Here is a 16,401-nt window from a genome sequence, read left to right as displayed (position 1 = left end):
CCGGTAATTCAGTTTATAGTTTACAATTTACAGTTAGTAGGTATAGATTATAGGTTTGAGAGTTTTGTTATTTCGTCACAATATTCACATCTATATCTTCCATTTTCTTTATCTACTAAGACAAATGAATGAGGCACATATTCTTCAGTGCTAGTTATGCAACTTGGATTTTTACATTTAATTATATTTTCTACTTTACTAGGAAGCTGTGGCCTAATTTTATCAACAATTCGTTCATCCTTAACTTCACATATAGTAACTGTTGGAGAAAGTAATGCCAACACAGTATAATCAATATTATCACAATTTTCTATTTTTATTATATCTTTCTTTCCAAGCTTTTTGCTGTCAGCATTAATTATTAGCGCAACACTATAACTACTAGTATCTAAGCCTAAATAATTAAATATTTTGACACCAACTCCTGCTTGTATGTGGTCTATTACTATTCCATTTTTAATACTTGTAATTTCAAGCATTCTACATCACCCCCAAAAGTTTGATCATTAATGCCATTCTTACATACATTCCGTATTCAGCTTGCTTAAAATATGAAGCTCTTTCATCATTATCTACTTCATGGGCAATTTCGTTAACCCTTGGAAGTGGATGCATTACAATCATATCGCTCTTAGCAAGATTCATTTTTTCTTTGTCTAATATGTAGCTGTCTTTCAATCTTAAATATTCTTCTTCATTAAAAAATCTTTCTTTTTGAACTCTTGTCATATATAAAATATCAAGATTTTCTATTACATCTTCTAATTTTTCTACTTCTAGGTATTCAATATTATTTTTTTGCAGTATTTCTTCTCTTATGTATTGCGGTATTGAAAGTTCTTTTGGTGATATCAAAACAAACTTATTATCTTTGTATCTTGACATAGCTTTAATAAGCGAGTGCACAGTTCTACCAAATTTTAAATCTCCACAAATTCCAATCACATGATTATTTAATCCATTTTTTAAACTTGTAATTGTAAGTAGATCTGCTAAAGTTTGAGTTGGATGTTGATGTCCACCATCACCTGCATTAATTATAGGTACATTTGAATAAAGGCTTGCAACTTTTGCTGCTCCTTCTTTTGGATGTCTCATAGCTATAATGTCTGAATAAATTGATACCATTTTTATCGTATCTGCTAAAGTTTCTCCTTTAGAAATTGAAGTTGAATTAGGTTCTGAAAACCCAAGAATTTTTCCACCAAGTCTCATCATTGCTGCTTCAAAGCTCAATCTAGTTCGTGTGCTTGGTTCATAAAATAAAGTGGCTAAAATCTTCCCATCACATATGTGAGAAAATTCCTTAGGACATGCTATTATTTGATGTGCAAGTTTGAATAATTCATCTAATTCCTCTATAGTAAAATCCATAGGTTCAATTAAATGTTTAATTTCTGTTATCATTTATCATCACTCCTTCTTAACCTCTCTGTGTTAATTTAAAGGTAGGAAATTATATAAAAAAAGCTTCCTTTAAACAAAGGAAGGCATAATAATCCTAAACTCATGGCATTATATAACTTCCTTATTGATTTCTCTGAATCAAATTAAAGGTTATTCTTTGTGTAAGAATAACATTTCTTAGAGGCCGTGTCAATAAAAATTATGCTATATATTGAAAAAATAACTCCTAGCATCCTAGGAGTTATTATGTTAATTTTTCTAAAAATTATTCATTATACTATCCCACATCATCTTTCCACACTTTGCAAGAGTTACTGTTCCATATACACTATTAGGAATTCCCATTGAAAGAACTGTAAATGTAAATGATCCTTTATGAGTATGAATTAATGCTGTATCATTTTCAACATTAGCCTTATCACCTGTTTTACTTGAAATTTCGTATTTCAAATCATCTGGAATATAAAGAGCTAACTTATTTTTCATTTGCTGTCTTCGTAATATATCCATAAGCATTATGCTATTTTTCTCATTTAAGAAACTCGAATTAAATAAATGCTTCCATATTTTTGCTAAGTCTAGAGCACTTGTTATGTTTTCTATTCCATTACTAGCTGCCCTTTCATCTGAAGTCCTTCTATTTAATTTAGTATTTTTTAAACCTTGAGCTTCTATATCATCATTTATTCTATCTATGCCAACTATATCAATAAGTTTATTAGCTGCTGTATTATCACTTTGAATTAACATGGCAACCAACAACTCAAATACAGTGTATTCTCTATTATCAAATTCATGAAGAATTCCAGTTCCATAAACCTTATCTGCTTCCTCAATCTTTATTTTATCTAAAAAATCAATTTTACCTTCCTCAACATACTTTAATACTGATACTGAAATTGGTAATTTCATGCATCCAGCACCTATCATTTGTACATTTTCATTATATCCATAACTAAATCCGCTTTCCAAATCTTCAAAGAAAAATGCATAAGTTCCAATTCTTGATTCTAAATATCTTTTAACTTCTTTCATAAATACCCACCGCTTTCTAAAATACTTCTAATGTCATTAGGTATCCTATAAGCACTAATTATTAAAATCAGTGCCTATATTAATAATTTAATCTGCAAAGGATATACCTATTTTCTTTGCCACACTTACTAATTCTCCATTTGGATCAACTTGTTTGTTATTTCCAATGACATTTTCTAAACTATCATAAGTAATTTCTTTACCTTTTAAACATACCATACTTCCGAATTTACCACGGTTAATAAGATCTACAGCTGCAACACCATATCTTGTTGATAATATTCTATCAAATGTACCTGTAGTACCTCCTCTTTGAATATGGCCAAGAACTGTGCATCTAACTTCTCTTTCTTTAACTATCTTCTCTAAATCGTTTGCTAACTTATTACCAATTCCTCCAAGTCTAATTGGATCTGGACTATCAGCTACTATTTTAGCAACACTTACTTCCCCATCTTTTGGTTTTGCACCTTCTGCAACTACTATTATAGTAAATAACTTTCCATGTTTCTTTCTATCTTCAATTTTTTCTACAATTTTATTTATATCATATGGAATTTCGGGTAATAAAATTACATCAGCTGAACCTGCTATTCCTGATTCTAATGCTATAAATCCTGCATTTCTACCCATAACTTCTAAAATCATTATTCTATGATGTGATTCTGCTGTAGTATGCAATCTATCTAGTGCTTCTGTCGCAATAGCTATTGATGTATTAAATCCAAATGTTATATCTGTTGAACCTAAATCATTATCAATAGTTTTTGGAACTCCAATAACTTTTACTCCTTTTCTGGAAAAATCTCTTGCTGACGTTAAAGTTCCATCTCCTCCAATAACTATTAAAACGTCTACACCTTCCTTGCGCAAATTTTCAACAGCCACATCTGATACATCTTTTTTTATAACCTTACCTTCTTCTTCTACTGCATAATCAAATAAGTTATCTTTATTAGAACTATAAAGTATTGTTCCTCCTCTTGATATTAAGCCTGATACAGTTGTCATATCTAGTTGAATAAAATCGTTATTATATAATCCTCTATATCCGAATTTATATCCAATAACCTCATATCCATAATTTAATATTGCTGATTTAGTTACAGCACTTATTACTGCATTTAATCCAGGGCAGTCTCCTCCTCCAGTCAATAATGCTATTTTTTTTATTTCTTTGGACATACTCTTAATCCCCCTATACCATAATCTTATTTTGTCTACTACTATCAAAAGTAAATTATCATTATTTTCTGACTATTTAATTAAATAATATCACAAAGTTTAATTTATGAAAAGTATTAATTTACAATATATTCTTTCTCTAAAAAGAATTTGTAAAAATATATAGTATCACCTGATAATTATCAATATTCAATTGTCAATGATCATTAATAATGAGCATTGACAATTGTTAATTAACAATAGACTATACTGTTATTACCTTTAGGAATATTAGAATCCCAAATACTATACCAGCACCTATTCTGTATACTGCAAAAACACGCATTGGTCTCTTCTTCAAATAATTTATGAACCTTCTCATAACTATTAATGCAACTATAAATGAAACTATAAATCCAATTGCTAATGCCAAAGCATTTGTAAGATTCATTTGAGAATAATCAAATTTAATTAGGTCTAAGCCTGATGAACCTACCATTGCAGGTATAGCTAAGAAAAATGAATATTCAGCAGCAATAGAAGTTGATAATCCTGCAACCCATCCTCCCATTATTGTTGATGCACTTCTTGACATTCCTGGCCACATAGCAAGACATTGAAATAAACCAATTTTCAATGATTGCATTGGAGTTATTTTATCTATATCCCTGATTGCATGTTTGTTTTTTCTAAATTTATTTTCAATAATTATTAAAAGAATACCACCTACAAGAAATGCAATTACAACTGGTTCTGGACCAAATAGTATTTTTTTAATTTTATCATGAAGAATCCCACCAAATATAACAGCTGGAATTGTTCCTACAATAACATTAATTCCAAATCTAAAACCGACTTCTCCTTCTTTTCCTTTTGTAAATATATATTGGAAAAAATCTACTACACTATCCCTTATTTTTTCCCAATACAGTACCACTACTGCAAGTATAGCACCTAATTGAATTACTACTTCAAACATATCAGCAAAATCACCTTTAAAATTAATAATGCTTCCTGTTAGAATTAAATGTCCTGTTGACGATACTGGTATAAATTCAGTAATTCCTTCCACTATACCCATAATAATAGCTTTAATTATAAATAAAATATCTAATCCCACTCTCTTGCCACTCTCTTTCTATTTTTTAATTGTATTTTTTAACAATTAAGGAGCAACTGTATGTTCCTCCTTAATTTTATTTCATTATTTTTTTATTATACCTATTATTTCCTTTTCCTCATTTTTTAAACTTGGAACATAGCTTTTTAACAAAGTAAAGTTTCCTTTTAGCTCATATTCTCCAAGAGTCGCTGGAATAAGAATACTATCTCCCATATAGATTTTTTCTTCTCCGCCATCATATTTTATTAGACCATTCCCTTCAACACATGTGAATAAGAAAAATCTATCTTTATCACTTGCTTCTTTTGCAGATAAATTAATTTTATATTTTTGTATTGTAAAATATTCACTTAAACAAAGATATGTCTTGTCATATCCATCTTTTTGCACAAAAATTCCTGTTGAATTTTCTCCCTTAAGAGAAAAATCAATAACTTCCAATGCTTTTTCAACATGAATTTCCCTGCCTCTATTGTAATCATAAACTCTATATGTAGTATCACTGCTTTGCTGAATTTCTGCAATTAATACACCTTCACATATTGCATGAACCAATCCACTTTGAACATAAAAGAAATCGCCTTTCTTTACAGGAATTTTATTTAAATATTTATCTAAATTTCCTTCTTCTATAGCTTTTTTAAATGTTTCTTTGTCACAGTCTTTTGTTCCTATTATTAATGAAGCATTTTCTTCTGCATCTACTACATACCATGCCTCTGTTTTCCCAGAATCTTTTTCCACTTTATTTGCATATTCATCATCTGGATGAACCTGAACTGAAAGTTTATCCTCTGCGGTAATCAGTTTAATCAAAAGTGGAAATTCTTTTATATCAATTTTCTTACCTAAAAGTTTTTCACCATAAATTTTTATTATTTCCTCAAAAGTTTTTCCTCTTAATTCGCCGTTTGCTACTATACCTGTACCATTTTTATGACAAGCAACATCCCAACTTTCTCCAATTACACCTTGAGGAATATTATTTCTGAACTTTTCTAAATGCTTTCCTCCCCATATTCTTTCATAATACAAGTTTTCAAATTTAATTGGATACATAATCCTTCCTCCTGTTACCAAAATTATAATATTACATTATGATTTTAGTTTATTATTTTGCTAACTTATTAATAAAATAATTTAAGATCCGGTATTTTTAAAGCTGCTCCATTTCTTTTATTATACGCATCAGATAAATTCTTAACCCTATTATAATTTTCAGTAATAGTTGTTTTATCCTCAGCGCTTGTATTAGCATTTATTCCATCATATGCAGCTTTTAAGTTTGTTACTCCCCTGCTTATATCACCTTCTACCGAGCAATAATAAATTCCTGCATTATTTAGTGTCTTAATGTCATTTTTATCAAGATTATATGCATTTCTTATTTCTTTAATTCCATCTTCATTCTTTTCTTTATTAATATATACCGTTCCTAGAGCTCTATGATACTTAGGAATCTTGCTATTTATTGCTATACTCTTCTTTAATAATTCAATTGCTTCATCTTCCCTTTGATTACTTATCTTTACTAATGACATATTATAATATATCTCTGCATCATTTGGACTTAGTTTAGAAGCAGTATCATAATATTTAAGTGATTTATTGCTATTTTTTAATGTATTTCCATAATACTCTGCAGTTCTAAGTAATACTTCATAATTAAATGGATCTTTATATAAAGCAGTTCTAAAATATGCTTCTGCTTCTTCACACTTATCTTGCTTAGCTGCAATTTCAGGTATTAAAAATGTATAACTATCTGAATAATCTCTATTTATTTTTATGCTATTTTCACAGTCTGTAAATGCATCATCATAATTTCCTTTATTGTATGCTAGCCAAGCAGCTGCATGTAATCCACTTAATGATTTATCATCATTTTTAATAATTTCCTCTAAAACTTCATTTAGCTTTTCTGTATCACCTAAAGTATCATAAACATTTGCCTTTATAAAATTCAAACTTACCTTTCCGGCATCTTTATCTTCTAATTCAGTAATTAATTTCTTTGCATTTTCAACTGAATCTTTACTAGTTGAATAAATTTTAGCTGTCCACACTTTATATGCAAGTTCACTAGGTTCTTTCTTTTGTAATTTTGATATTCTATCCAGAGCATCAGTTTTATTATAATCAGTAATTTGTTCTATAACATCAAATACTTTCATTTCATTTTTATCTTTATTCCATGCATCTTTTAACAAAGAAAGCCCTTCATCCATATTGTCAATTAATATATTCATCCTAGCTAAATCAGCCAAATCACTTGCTGTTAAATCATCACTCTTATATTTGCCAATCATAGTCTTAGCTTTCTCTTTATCTCCATTAGCTACATAAGTAGTAAACATAGTTTTTAAAAGTGCTTTATCGTTAGGATAATCCAATGAGAACAATTCACCATATTCTAATGCGTTTTTGTATTCACCATTCATAAGTGATGTAAATGTTATGCAATTTGCTAATTCTTTATCCTTCTCTTCAAAGTTTTCTATCTTTACCTTAGTATCTATTATCTTATTTCTACCTTGATAAGCCTTTCTAAGAGCTTCATTAGATTTTACAAACTCACCTTTAATAGAATAAATTTCAGCAATTTTTACAGTCCATATTGGCCATTGATCCTTTTCCTGCATTTTTGTATATTCATCAATTGCTTCATCAAATTTACCATCATAAAAGTCTATTTCCGCCGCATTTGCTCCTATTGACATAGTCTCAACAGTCTTAGCTGATTTAAATGATTTAGTTATTGAAACTAGTCCTGCAATTATGCTAAAGCAAATGACAATTGAAATAGTAGGTGTAAAATATTTATTTCTTACTATTTTTCTTAGCTGCTCATTTTGGTCTATATATTCTTTTATTGAATTTATGTACTTATTAGATTTTATTCTATTTTTTATACTATTTATGTGCTTATTCTCTCGTATCTTCATTTTAATTTTGTTGATATGTTCGTTTTCTCTAATAAATTTTTTTGCATTATCTATATGTTTATTCTTTCGTATGTTCTTCATTATATTTTTTTTTAACTCTACATCCAGCTTTTTCACTTTTGAATCACACCTTGCTTATTTTATTCAGACTCATACTAAATTTCATTTTAACAAACTCTACTATAAAAATCTACCTAGTTACATAAAATTCACTTTTTAATCATAATTATCATTACAATTTCCTGGAATTACTTCAATCAATAGTTAAATAGAAATAGTTTCACCTAATAATAAAAAATCTTCAATAAATACGAAAGTATTTATTGAAGATTTTTCATTATTTATACGTTAAATCTAAAATTAACTACATCTCCATCTTTCATTATGTAGTCTTTTCCTTCAAGTCTAAACTTACCTTTTTCCTTTGCAGCTGCTTCTGAACCACATTCAACTAAATCTTCGTATCCAACAACTTCAGCTCTGATAAAACCTCTTTCAATATCAGAATGAATCTTACCAGCTGCTGCTGGTGCTTTAGTTCCTCTTTTAATTGTCCAAGCTCTAACCTCTTGAACACCTGCTGTTAAGAAACTCATAAGTCCAAGTAATTTGTAACTTGCTTCAATTAATTTATCTAAGCCTGATTCATCTAATCCATATTCTCCTAACATCTCAGCCTTTTCTTCATCCTCAAGACCTGATAATTCTTCTTCAATCTTAGCACTAACAACCATAACTTCAGAATTTTCACTAGCTGCATATTCTTTAACTTTTTTAACATAATCATTATCAAAGTTACCTTCCATAACATCATCTTCTGAAATATTGCAAGCATATAAAACTGGCTTCGAAGTTATTAAAAATAATCCCTTTATGAAGTCTTCTTCTTCATCAGAAACTTCTAAAGTTCTAACTGGCTTACTTGCTTCTAAATGTTCTTTTATTCTCTCCATAACACCATATTCAAATTTAGCAGTCTTATCTCCTGATCTTGCAAGCTTAATCGATTTTTCCATTCTTCTTTCTAAAACTTCTAAATCTGAAAATATTAATTCTAAATTTATAGTTTCAATATCTCTAATAGGATCAACTGATCCTTCAACATGGACAACATTCCCATCATCAAAACATCTTACAACATGAACTATTGCTGCTACTTCTCTTATATGCGATAAGAACTTATTTCCTAACCCTTCACCCTTTGAAGCACCTTTTACTAATCCTGCTATATCATAAAACTCTATTGCTGTATATACTTTCTTTTTAGTATTATACATTTTTTCTAAAACATCTAATCTTTTATCTGGAACACTAACAACACCAACATTTGGTTCTATTGTACAAAATGGATAATTTGCTGATTCAGCCCCAGCTTTTGTTATTGCATTAAACAACGTACTTTTACCTACATTTGGTAAACCTACCATACCTAATTTCATCTATGTACATTCCTTTCTAACTTCTAACTATTTATATACCTTTAAAAATTATACTCTAGAACATTTTTTATTTCAACTTAAGTTTAGGATTTTATATTTTCTAATAACTTTATAGATATCCAAATTAATAATTCAACTTATAAATGTAATATATATGTATTATTGAGAGATTATAATCGTAACACTATACTAGAAATCAGATATATTTTTCTGGAAGCAGGCATGTGAAATACTTTACCTGCAGATCCTTGAATTATAGATATAAATTACCATGTGTATTACTTTATAAATTTCAAATAATATTAATGTTTAAATATCAAAATTCTAATTTCACTGTAATATATAATAACATAATTTTATGTGTTGCAATTATCAATATGCTCGTAGATTATTTTAATATTGAAGGTGGTGAAGTCTAAAATGAATAAATCTATAAAATCTATAATTGCATTTACTTTGACTCTAAATTTTATAGGAATCTCTCCTTATAAAACTGTGAAAGCTATAGATAACGAAGAAGATATTTATGCTAATGAATGTTTCCAGGAAGATGGTGTATTTGGAGATATTTCAGACATTGATAATGTTCTAGATATGTTTTCAGCATTTAGCGATGAAGATGAATTAAATTGGTATTATGTAGGCAAAGGTAAAGATCAAATTGCTGAATGCCCAAAAGAATCAGCTGGCTTTTTAAAAGAAACTTCTTCTTATTATTTAGGTGATACTTCAAAAAAAGTTTTATACCTCACTTTTGATGAAGGCTATGAAAATGGAAATACAGGTAAAATTCTCGATATATTAAAAGAATATAAGGTTCCAGCTGCATTTTTTGTTGTAAAACCTTACATAGATACTCAACCAGAATTAGTAAAAAGAATGGTTACTGAAGGACATATAGTTGGAAATCATACTGTTCATCATCCTTCAATTGCTCAAATACATGATAAGGAAAAGTTTAATGGGGAATTTACAGGAGTAGAGAATGCTTTTAAAGAACTTACTGGACAGGATATTCCTAAATTTTTTAGACCCCCAATGGGAAAATACTCTAAAAAGTCGTTAGAAATGACTAAAGGTTTAGGCTATAAAACTATATTTTGGAGTTTTGCTTACAAGGATTGGTTAGTACACAATCAACCTTCAGATTCATATGCTATTGAAAAAATACGTAAAGGCTGTCATCCAGGGTCAATAATGCTTTTGCATGCTGTTTCTGACACTAATACAAGGGTGCTTCCAACAATTCTTAAAACACTTCAAGAAGACGGCTATGAGTTTAAGTCATTGGCTGAATTACCTGAATAAAAGTTTAAAAGAAAACCATCTGACCTACAACTATTCTCAGATGGTTTCCTCTTGAATTTTATTTTATAAAATTATCAACTTCTTCTTGAACTTTCACAGACGGATTTTTCTTCAAAATCGTATTTTTAATAGTTTTTAAATCCTCAGCTCCATAATTCATTGGATTAATTAAATAATTATCATCTTTGCTACTCTTTTTTCCCTCACTATAGGAAATCGTAAAAAAATCCTTTTTCTTGCTTTTTGCGTCCTTGCCTTTGCTAATTGAAAGAGTATTTATGTTACTATATTTTATTTCTTTAATCAAATCATTATTTTTATAAAATTCAACTTTATTTTCTTTTAAGTATATATCTTGATTATATTCAACCAAAACAGATAGCGCAGTAATTATCCCTACAAACACAAATATCCACAATATAGGACTTTTAATTCCATCAGTTGTCATACCTGTAACTAATCCAACAAAAATTTCTAAAATTGAAACTCCAATCATAAACCCATTTCTCTTTTTTATAACAATAGGAAATTGCGTATTTTCCATTATGAATTCCTCCTATATCTATTACATCGTTTACTTTTATTTCAAAAAGTTAAGACTCTATATGTTAAATATATTCTTATACTAAAACATTATACACTATTCATACCATATTCTTCAAGGTAGTGACTTTCTAATCTTTTATAAACAAACATATTATTTTTAATTAGTTATATAATTACTTTTCTAAAAACAATACATTATTTTTTAATAATAACAGATAACTTATAATTCTTCTAGTTAAAATTATTTCCTTCCCTTTATAGATATCCAAATGAATAATCAAACTTATAAATGGAATATGTATACACTCTTGAGAAATTAAAATTACTAAACTACACTAGAAATATGGTACATTTTTTCTGGAGCAGGCATGTGAAATTGAGCTGTTGAAGGGTATTAATGTGGGCTTGTTTCATTTTTAGCTTGTCCAAAAGTGAATGTCCAAAAAGTAAGTGTCCAAATTTTATATTTGGAAACACGAACTTTCTCCCTGGAGCTTTTACATCTGGAACACGCTGAAATGACGACAAGCCCACATTTAGAACCTTCTAGCGAAAATTTCACTAGTCCTGTGGAAGATAAATGTATCATATTTCGGCAATTGTTGCATAAGTCTAATTCTTGGTTTGGATATCTATAACTATGTAATTATGATAAAACAAAAAATAATTACTGATTTAACTGATAATTTTTATAACAATCTTCTTTTAATTTAAGCGTATCAAAATTTCTTTTAAACACAAACTAACAATTAAAGGAGGTGTCTATATGTCTACTAAAGATGGAGTACATAAGCCTGGATCATCTAATCCAGAACAAAAAGGATTAAGAAGACAAAAACTTCACTCTTCTCAAAATAACGTTGGAGACTCAAAAAACATACCACAATATGAGAATTTTGATGGTGAGCCAATAAAATAATAATAAAGAGATACTTAGAATTTGTTTTAATCTAAGTATCTCTTTATTACTTATTATATATTAATTTGGGTAAATACTATTATTTACTGATTCCATAATACTATTTTTTTCACTAAAAGATTTTTCCATAATCGTATGCAATTCATTATCAATCTTCTCAAAAAATTCTTCATTTCTAAGTCCATTTAAGTTTACTTTAATATTTACAATAGAGCTTTCTATTGCAGAATGAAGCAAGATTGCCGAAATCCCCAAATCTGACAATAGCATCTTATTTCCATACTTAGCCATAACATTTAGATTTTTATAAAATTCTAAACTTTCTCTAGCTAAAACTAATGGAGCCTCCATAGACTTTACGGTATTTTCTTTTATAGATAATGCTCTCTTTTCTTTCTCTTCCTGAGTCTCCTTAGGTAACTTATAAGAATCCATTAACTTTAAAAAATTATCTCTATCTTCTTCCATAAGTTCTAAACTTCTAGTAGTAAATTCTCTACATTCAACTTGAAATTTGTTTATAATTTCTTTTTCATCATCATCCAAAGCTATATATGACTTTTTACCTACAGTTAACGAATAAACCATAGAATTTAATGCTGATGCTAATGCAGCTATAAGTCCAGCTACACTCCCTCCACCAGGCGCTGATAAATCCGAGCCCAATTCTTCTAAAAATTGATTAATACTTTCTTCACAAAATTTCATACTTCGTCTGCCCCACTTTCATTTTTCACTGCTCAATTAGCGCTTGTCAGTTATCAATGATCAATTGCCAATTTGAATTATTGCCCACTGATTATTAAAAATCAAGCATTTACAATCGATCATCGCCCCTCACTATTCCACATTCTTATTATCTAAAATAGATACTAAATATCCTAAGTATATCCAAAAAATCATTGATATAAAATTTGCTGAATTAATTAAATTACTTTCAAATAAATTAACAGCAATAATTCCCACTATGAGTGAAGTTAATGTTGTCATTTGAATTTTTTCTTTACGCTGCAGCTTATCTAATTGTTCAACAATAAATGCAAGTATAATACCTAAAAAGCTAATAAATAATAATAGCGAAATTGTACCATTTACCGTAGCTGTTTCAACATAAATATTATGAAGACGCCCAACATCCAAACCTGGCAAATCACTTATTGGTCTAGCTGCTTTAACTTCTCCTATCATGTCATTATATCCTACACCTGCTAAAGGATGCTGTTCTACTACCACAGCTGCTGACTCCCACAAATTACTTCTTCCACTTGTATAAAGCCTTATATTTTCTTTGTTAACTTGCCATACACCTATGCAAGCCAATATTGGGATTAATACAAGTACGGTTCTGACATATTTATTTTTATTGTATACAAAAACAAACGTATATACTACAGCAATCACAATTAAATCTGCGCTTCTTCCATGAGATCCTACCATCATTACTGCTACCTGCAATACTATATTAGCCAGCCAAAACAGCTTAAGTCTGTGGCTTTGAGTCACATAATTTAAATAAATACACAAAACTATAGCTAATGCTGCTGCTATAGAAAGAGCATTTTTATTTTCAAACACTCCTCCATTAACACCATTCAATTCAAAAACAACATTTTTAATAGTTAACTTCATATTAAAAAGATACATAATTAATGAAGCTCCTGATGCTAAAAGCATAAAAACAACATAAAAACAAGAAATTATATTCATTTCTTTAATTAGTTCTTTTTTATTTCTGAAGACATCTACAGTAAATATTATAGTAAATACTATTAGGTTAACCATCCAAACCTTTATATTATCCATATCCCTATATACAAAAAGATTAAAAATTAGAGTTAATATCATAAATATACCTAAAGGGATATCAAACTTATAAATTTTTCTCCTTTTATAATCTTCAATTATCAAAAGTAATAATAATAGTATTCCCCATGCAAATACAATGTTCTTTACAATATTAGTTCCTGGTATATATTTTAGAATAGTTACATAAGTTAACGTTATAAACAAATACAATAGTTTAAAATAAAATTTATTATCTACATATTCATATACATTTTTAATTATTTCCTTCATATACTTTTTTATACACTCCTTTTAGCTTTTCAACTAGTACTTTTTCAGAGTAGCTAAAAATTGTTTCTTGCCTTATTTTATCTTTATCATACCTTATATAATTTTCTTTAATTTTCTTTAATGCTTTGGTTAAATCCTCCACATTATTCTTTTTAGCAATTATTCCATTTCCATCATTAATTATATCTTCTGCTCCACCATTGTTTGTTCCAATAACTGGCTTTCCGCACGCAAGAGCTTCAATATATACTACCCCAAAGGTTTCATTTTCTGATGCTAATGCAAATGCATCACAACTTTTCATTTCTCGGGCCACTTCTTCTCTTGATAAGGCTCCTAAAAGTTCAATCTGATTGTCCATTTTCAAATCTTTAACAAGTTTTTCTAATAATGATTTAATAGATCCATCTCCACCTATTTTCAAGCTTACGTTCTTACCTCTAAAGGCCTGTGCAAATGCTTTAATTAAACATTCCATACCTTTTCCCTCTTCAAGAAAGGAACATGAAAAAATATTAAATCTCTCATTGTCAGATACATTTCTATTATTATTTTTATCAACATCAAATAATTTCAAATCCACCATATTGTGGATAACTTCAATAGGTTTGTTAACATATTCCTGCATTTCTTTCTTTAAGCCATTACCAACTGCTATTAAACAATCAGCCATTTCATATGACTCAAAGATATACTTATTATAACTTTCTCTTGCATACTTGGCATATTTCAAGGATGAATGTTCTGTTATAACTAATGGAATATTATATTTCTTGCTGAGATATGCCCCAGCTATAGCTCCCCAAAAAGCAGAATGTGCATGAATAATATCAACCTTACCCTCTCGCTTAATTATTTCTTGATAAAGTTTATCCATTCTTTTATTAAAACTCCTAAACATGATAGGCATCTTTGGAAAATAGTTATAATCTTTATATCTATAAGTTCTTAAATTCTCTTCTATATTAAATTTTAGCCCTCTCTCTTCATCTATTTTTCCAAACATAGTAATTGGCCAAATTTCATTATATGCTACAGTAATCTTTTCTCCACTATTCGAAAGAGCTATAAACTGTTCTTTAAAAAAACTCCCATGAACTTTATTTCTTGAAGATGCATACCAAGATGGAATGACCATTATATGCATTTAATCACTTCCTTCTAATATACTGTTAAGTCTCTCTACTATTGAATTCCACTCATAATTTAAATCCGGATCACTATTTATAGTATTATCTTTATACATTTCTATTAATTTGTATATTTTTTGCTTTATTTCTTCAGATTCATTTTCACTTGTGAAACACTTAGGATTATTTTCCACTATCCCCTTTATTGGATCATCTTGATCTCCATAGATAACCAATATCCTACCCTTTGCTCCAAAGTAATCATATATTTTTGCTGGAATCTGCTTCGAATTCTTATTTCCAAATAAAAGCAAAACATCACCATTTAGCATATATTTAAGTGCCTCATTAAAAGGAATTCTAGGTGATACCTTAGCTATTTCTAAATTTTGCAGTCTTTTTTTTCCTTCTATATCATCTATATTTCCAAAAAATAAAACATTTAATAAATTATAATAATCTTCATTTTCTTCCTTAATATCTTCTAGAGCTTTGATAAAAGGTTTAATATCCCTAAGTTTTGAGAATATTTCTCCAGTGTAAATTATGTTAATCTTATGTTTTTCAATAAATTTTGGACGTTCTTCCTCAAGCAATTTTTCATATAATTTAGTATCAAAACCTCGATTTAATATAAATGTTTTATTAACATCTTTCAAAAATTCATAATCCTTTATATATTCATTCCTATTTGCTTCAGTGACAAATATAAATTTATCTGCTAAATTAACAATATTTTTTTCCATATTCTTTTCAATAATTTTCTTAACTATAAAAGAATTTTCTCTTGTTGAATCCTTAAGCCAAGGGTCACTCCAATAAGTAATCCAAGGAACCTTTTTATAATGCTTTTTTATGTAATATGCACATAAATGAGAAGATGGAGGTTCATGCATTGAAAATATAACATCAAACTTTTCTTTTTCCATTAATCCTATTCCATATTCTCCTGCTTTTCTTGACCATCCATAGTACATGTCTGGTATAACCACAGAATTTTTAACCTTACGCAGTATTTTTTTCACACTTCCGTTTTTATTATTTAACGAAACTTTATTTGAACTGTCATTTCTAGGCATTAATTTTTTAAAAACAATGCCTCCATCCACAAGGTGAACTTTTATTTTTTTATCCATCATTGAATATAATGCTTCATCATAATATATTGAATCCTTTGGAAAATTCACAGTTAATAAATGAACTTCATTATTGTCAATTTCACTTAATTTATTTAAATACTGCAATGTTTCTATAGCAGCTGAATTATTTATTAATGGCGAATAGCAGGCAATAAATAATATTTTCATAT

At 28.6% G+C, this 16,401-nt stretch carries 15 protein-coding genes; 2 read left to right on the top strand and 13 right to left on the bottom strand.

The window, feature by feature from the left end; genetic code table 11:
* Nucleotides 1-47: 47 nt before the first annotated feature.
* The 8 genes from L3B98_RS01540 to ychF all read right to left on the bottom strand — a co-directional run bounded on the left by L3B98_RS01540 (nt 48) and on the right by ychF (nt 9,113).
* Nucleotides 48-479 carry an aspartate carbamoyltransferase regulatory subunit gene (locus tag L3B98_RS01540; RefSeq protein ID WP_238915320.1) on the bottom strand — a complete coding sequence of 144 codons (432 nt, stop codon included), beginning with the start codon at nt 477-479 and terminating at the stop codon, nt 48-50.
* A gap of 1 nt (nt 480) precedes the next feature.
* Nucleotides 481-1,407, bottom strand: coding sequence for an aspartate carbamoyltransferase (gene pyrB / locus L3B98_RS01535; protein WP_238915319.1), 927 nt, complete (start codon nt 1,405-1,407; stop codon nt 481-483).
* A gap of 258 nt (nt 1,408-1,665) precedes the next feature.
* On the bottom strand, nt 1,666-2,442 hold the full coding sequence (locus tag L3B98_RS01530) for a serine hydrolase (protein ID WP_238915318.1): 777 nt from the start codon (nt 2,440-2,442) through the stop codon (nt 1,666-1,668).
* Between the two features lie 87 nt (nt 2,443-2,529).
* Nucleotides 2,530-3,627: a 6-phosphofructokinase gene (locus L3B98_RS01525; RefSeq protein WP_238915316.1), complete on the bottom strand. Its 1,098-nt coding sequence runs from the start codon at nt 3,625-3,627 to the stop codon at nt 2,530-2,532.
* Between the two features lie 244 nt (nt 3,628-3,871).
* The gene (locus L3B98_RS01520; protein ID WP_238915315.1) at nt 3,872-4,726 is read right to left on the bottom strand and encodes an undecaprenyl-diphosphate phosphatase; all 855 of its coding nucleotides are present in this window, start codon (nt 4,724-4,726) and stop codon (nt 3,872-3,874) included.
* An 84-nt stretch (nt 4,727-4,810) separates the two neighbouring features.
* Nucleotides 4,811-5,788, bottom strand: a complete 978-nt coding sequence (gene manA / locus L3B98_RS01515) for a mannose-6-phosphate isomerase, class I (protein WP_238915313.1) — start codon at nt 5,786-5,788, stop codon at nt 4,811-4,813.
* Between the two features lie 68 nt (nt 5,789-5,856).
* On the bottom strand, nt 5,857-7,791 hold the full coding sequence (locus tag L3B98_RS01510; protein ID WP_238915311.1) for a hypothetical protein: 1,935 nt from the start codon (nt 7,789-7,791) through the stop codon (nt 5,857-5,859).
* Between the two features lie 224 nt (nt 7,792-8,015).
* The gene (ychF, locus tag L3B98_RS01505; protein ID WP_015391181.1) at nt 8,016-9,113 is read right to left on the bottom strand and encodes a redox-regulated ATPase YchF; all 1,098 of its coding nucleotides are present in this window, start codon (nt 9,111-9,113) and stop codon (nt 8,016-8,018) included.
* Nucleotides 9,114-9,533: 420 nt separating this feature from the next.
* On the opposite strand from ychF, the gene pdaA reads away from it, so the two are divergent.
* Nucleotides 9,534-10,421, top strand: coding sequence for a delta-lactam-biosynthetic de-N-acetylase (gene pdaA, locus L3B98_RS01500; RefSeq protein WP_238915310.1), 888 nt, complete (start codon nt 9,534-9,536; stop codon nt 10,419-10,421).
* Nucleotides 10,422-10,479: 58 nt separating this feature from the next.
* Here the strand turns inward: pdaA and L3B98_RS01495 are convergent, their stop codons facing one another.
* Nucleotides 10,480-10,965 carry a hypothetical protein gene (locus L3B98_RS01495; protein ID WP_015391178.1) on the bottom strand — a complete coding sequence of 162 codons (486 nt, stop codon included), beginning with the start codon at nt 10,963-10,965 and terminating at the stop codon, nt 10,480-10,482.
* A gap of 768 nt (nt 10,966-11,733) precedes the next feature.
* Here L3B98_RS01495 and L3B98_RS01490 point away from each other — a divergent pair.
* Nucleotides 11,734-11,886, top strand: a complete 153-nt coding sequence (locus L3B98_RS01490; protein ID WP_238915304.1) for a clostri-philic family protein — start codon at nt 11,734-11,736, stop codon at nt 11,884-11,886.
* Between the two features lie 60 nt (nt 11,887-11,946).
* Here L3B98_RS01490 and L3B98_RS01485 read toward each other — a convergent pair whose 3' ends face one another.
* The 4 genes from L3B98_RS01485 to L3B98_RS01470 form a co-directional block, all read right to left on the bottom strand.
* Nucleotides 11,947-12,594 (bottom strand): cyclodeaminase/cyclohydrolase family protein, encoded by a 648-nt coding sequence (locus L3B98_RS01485; RefSeq protein ID WP_238915303.1) that lies wholly within the window; start codon nt 12,592-12,594, stop codon nt 11,947-11,949.
* Between the two features lie 132 nt (nt 12,595-12,726).
* Nucleotides 12,727-13,962, bottom strand: a complete 1,236-nt coding sequence (locus tag L3B98_RS01480; RefSeq protein WP_238915301.1) for an O-antigen ligase family protein — start codon at nt 13,960-13,962, stop codon at nt 12,727-12,729.
* Nucleotides 13,946-15,109, bottom strand: coding sequence for a glycosyltransferase (locus tag L3B98_RS01475; RefSeq protein ID WP_238915299.1), 1,164 nt, complete (start codon nt 15,107-15,109; stop codon nt 13,946-13,948). Before L3B98_RS01475 ends, L3B98_RS01480 begins: the two co-directional genes overlap by 17 nt.
* On the bottom strand, nt 15,110-16,399 hold the full coding sequence (locus L3B98_RS01470) for a glycosyl transferase group 1 (RefSeq protein ID WP_238915298.1): 1,290 nt from the start codon (nt 16,397-16,399) through the stop codon (nt 15,110-15,112). It abuts the gene before it with no gap.
* Nucleotides 16,400-16,401 lie beyond the last annotated feature (2 nt).

The sequence above is a fragment of the Clostridium sp. YIM B02555 genome, from assembly GCF_022320955.1.
In the GTDB taxonomy this organism is placed as follows: domain Bacteria; phylum Bacillota; class Clostridia; order Clostridiales; family Clostridiaceae; genus Clostridium; species Clostridium saccharoperbutylacetonicum.
Note: the sequence above shows the minus strand (reverse complement) of the source record. Positions and strands in the feature narration are given on the sequence as shown.

Coding starts and splice junctions, on each gene's coding strand:
- L3B98_RS01540 (WP_238915320.1), bottom strand. CDS start 479: ATGCTTGAAATTACAAGTATTAAAAATGGAATAGTAATAGACCACATA.
- pyrB (WP_238915319.1), bottom strand. CDS start 1,407: ATGATAACAGAAATTAAACATTTAATTGAACCTATGGATTTTACTATA.
- L3B98_RS01530 (WP_238915318.1), bottom strand. CDS start 2,442: ATGAAAGAAGTTAAAAGATATTTAGAATCAAGAATTGGAACTTATGCA.
- L3B98_RS01525 (WP_238915316.1), bottom strand. CDS start 3,627: ATGTCCAAAGAAATAAAAAAAATAGCATTATTGACTGGAGGAGGAGAC.
- manA (WP_238915313.1), bottom strand. CDS start 5,788: ATGTATCCAATTAAATTTGAAAACTTGTATTATGAAAGAATATGGGGA.
- ychF (WP_015391181.1), bottom strand. CDS start 9,113: ATGAAATTAGGTATGGTAGGTTTACCAAATGTAGGTAAAAGTACGTTG.
- pdaA (WP_238915310.1), top strand. CDS start 9,534: ATGAATAAATCTATAAAATCTATAATTGCATTTACTTTGACTCTAAAT.
- L3B98_RS01495 (WP_015391178.1), bottom strand. CDS start 10,965: ATGGAAAATACGCAATTTCCTATTGTTATAAAAAAGAGAAATGGGTTT.
- L3B98_RS01490 (WP_238915304.1), top strand. CDS start 11,734: ATGTCTACTAAAGATGGAGTACATAAGCCTGGATCATCTAATCCAGAA.
- L3B98_RS01485 (WP_238915303.1), bottom strand. CDS start 12,594: ATGAAATTTTGTGAAGAAAGTATTAATCAATTTTTAGAAGAATTGGGC.
- L3B98_RS01480 (WP_238915301.1), bottom strand. CDS start 13,962: ATGAAGGAAATAATTAAAAATGTATATGAATATGTAGATAATAAATTT.
- L3B98_RS01475 (WP_238915299.1), bottom strand. CDS start 15,109: ATGCATATAATGGTCATTCCATCTTGGTATGCATCTTCAAGAAATAAA.
- L3B98_RS01470 (WP_238915298.1), bottom strand. CDS start 16,399: ATGAAAATATTATTTATTGCCTGCTATTCGCCATTAATAAATAATTCA.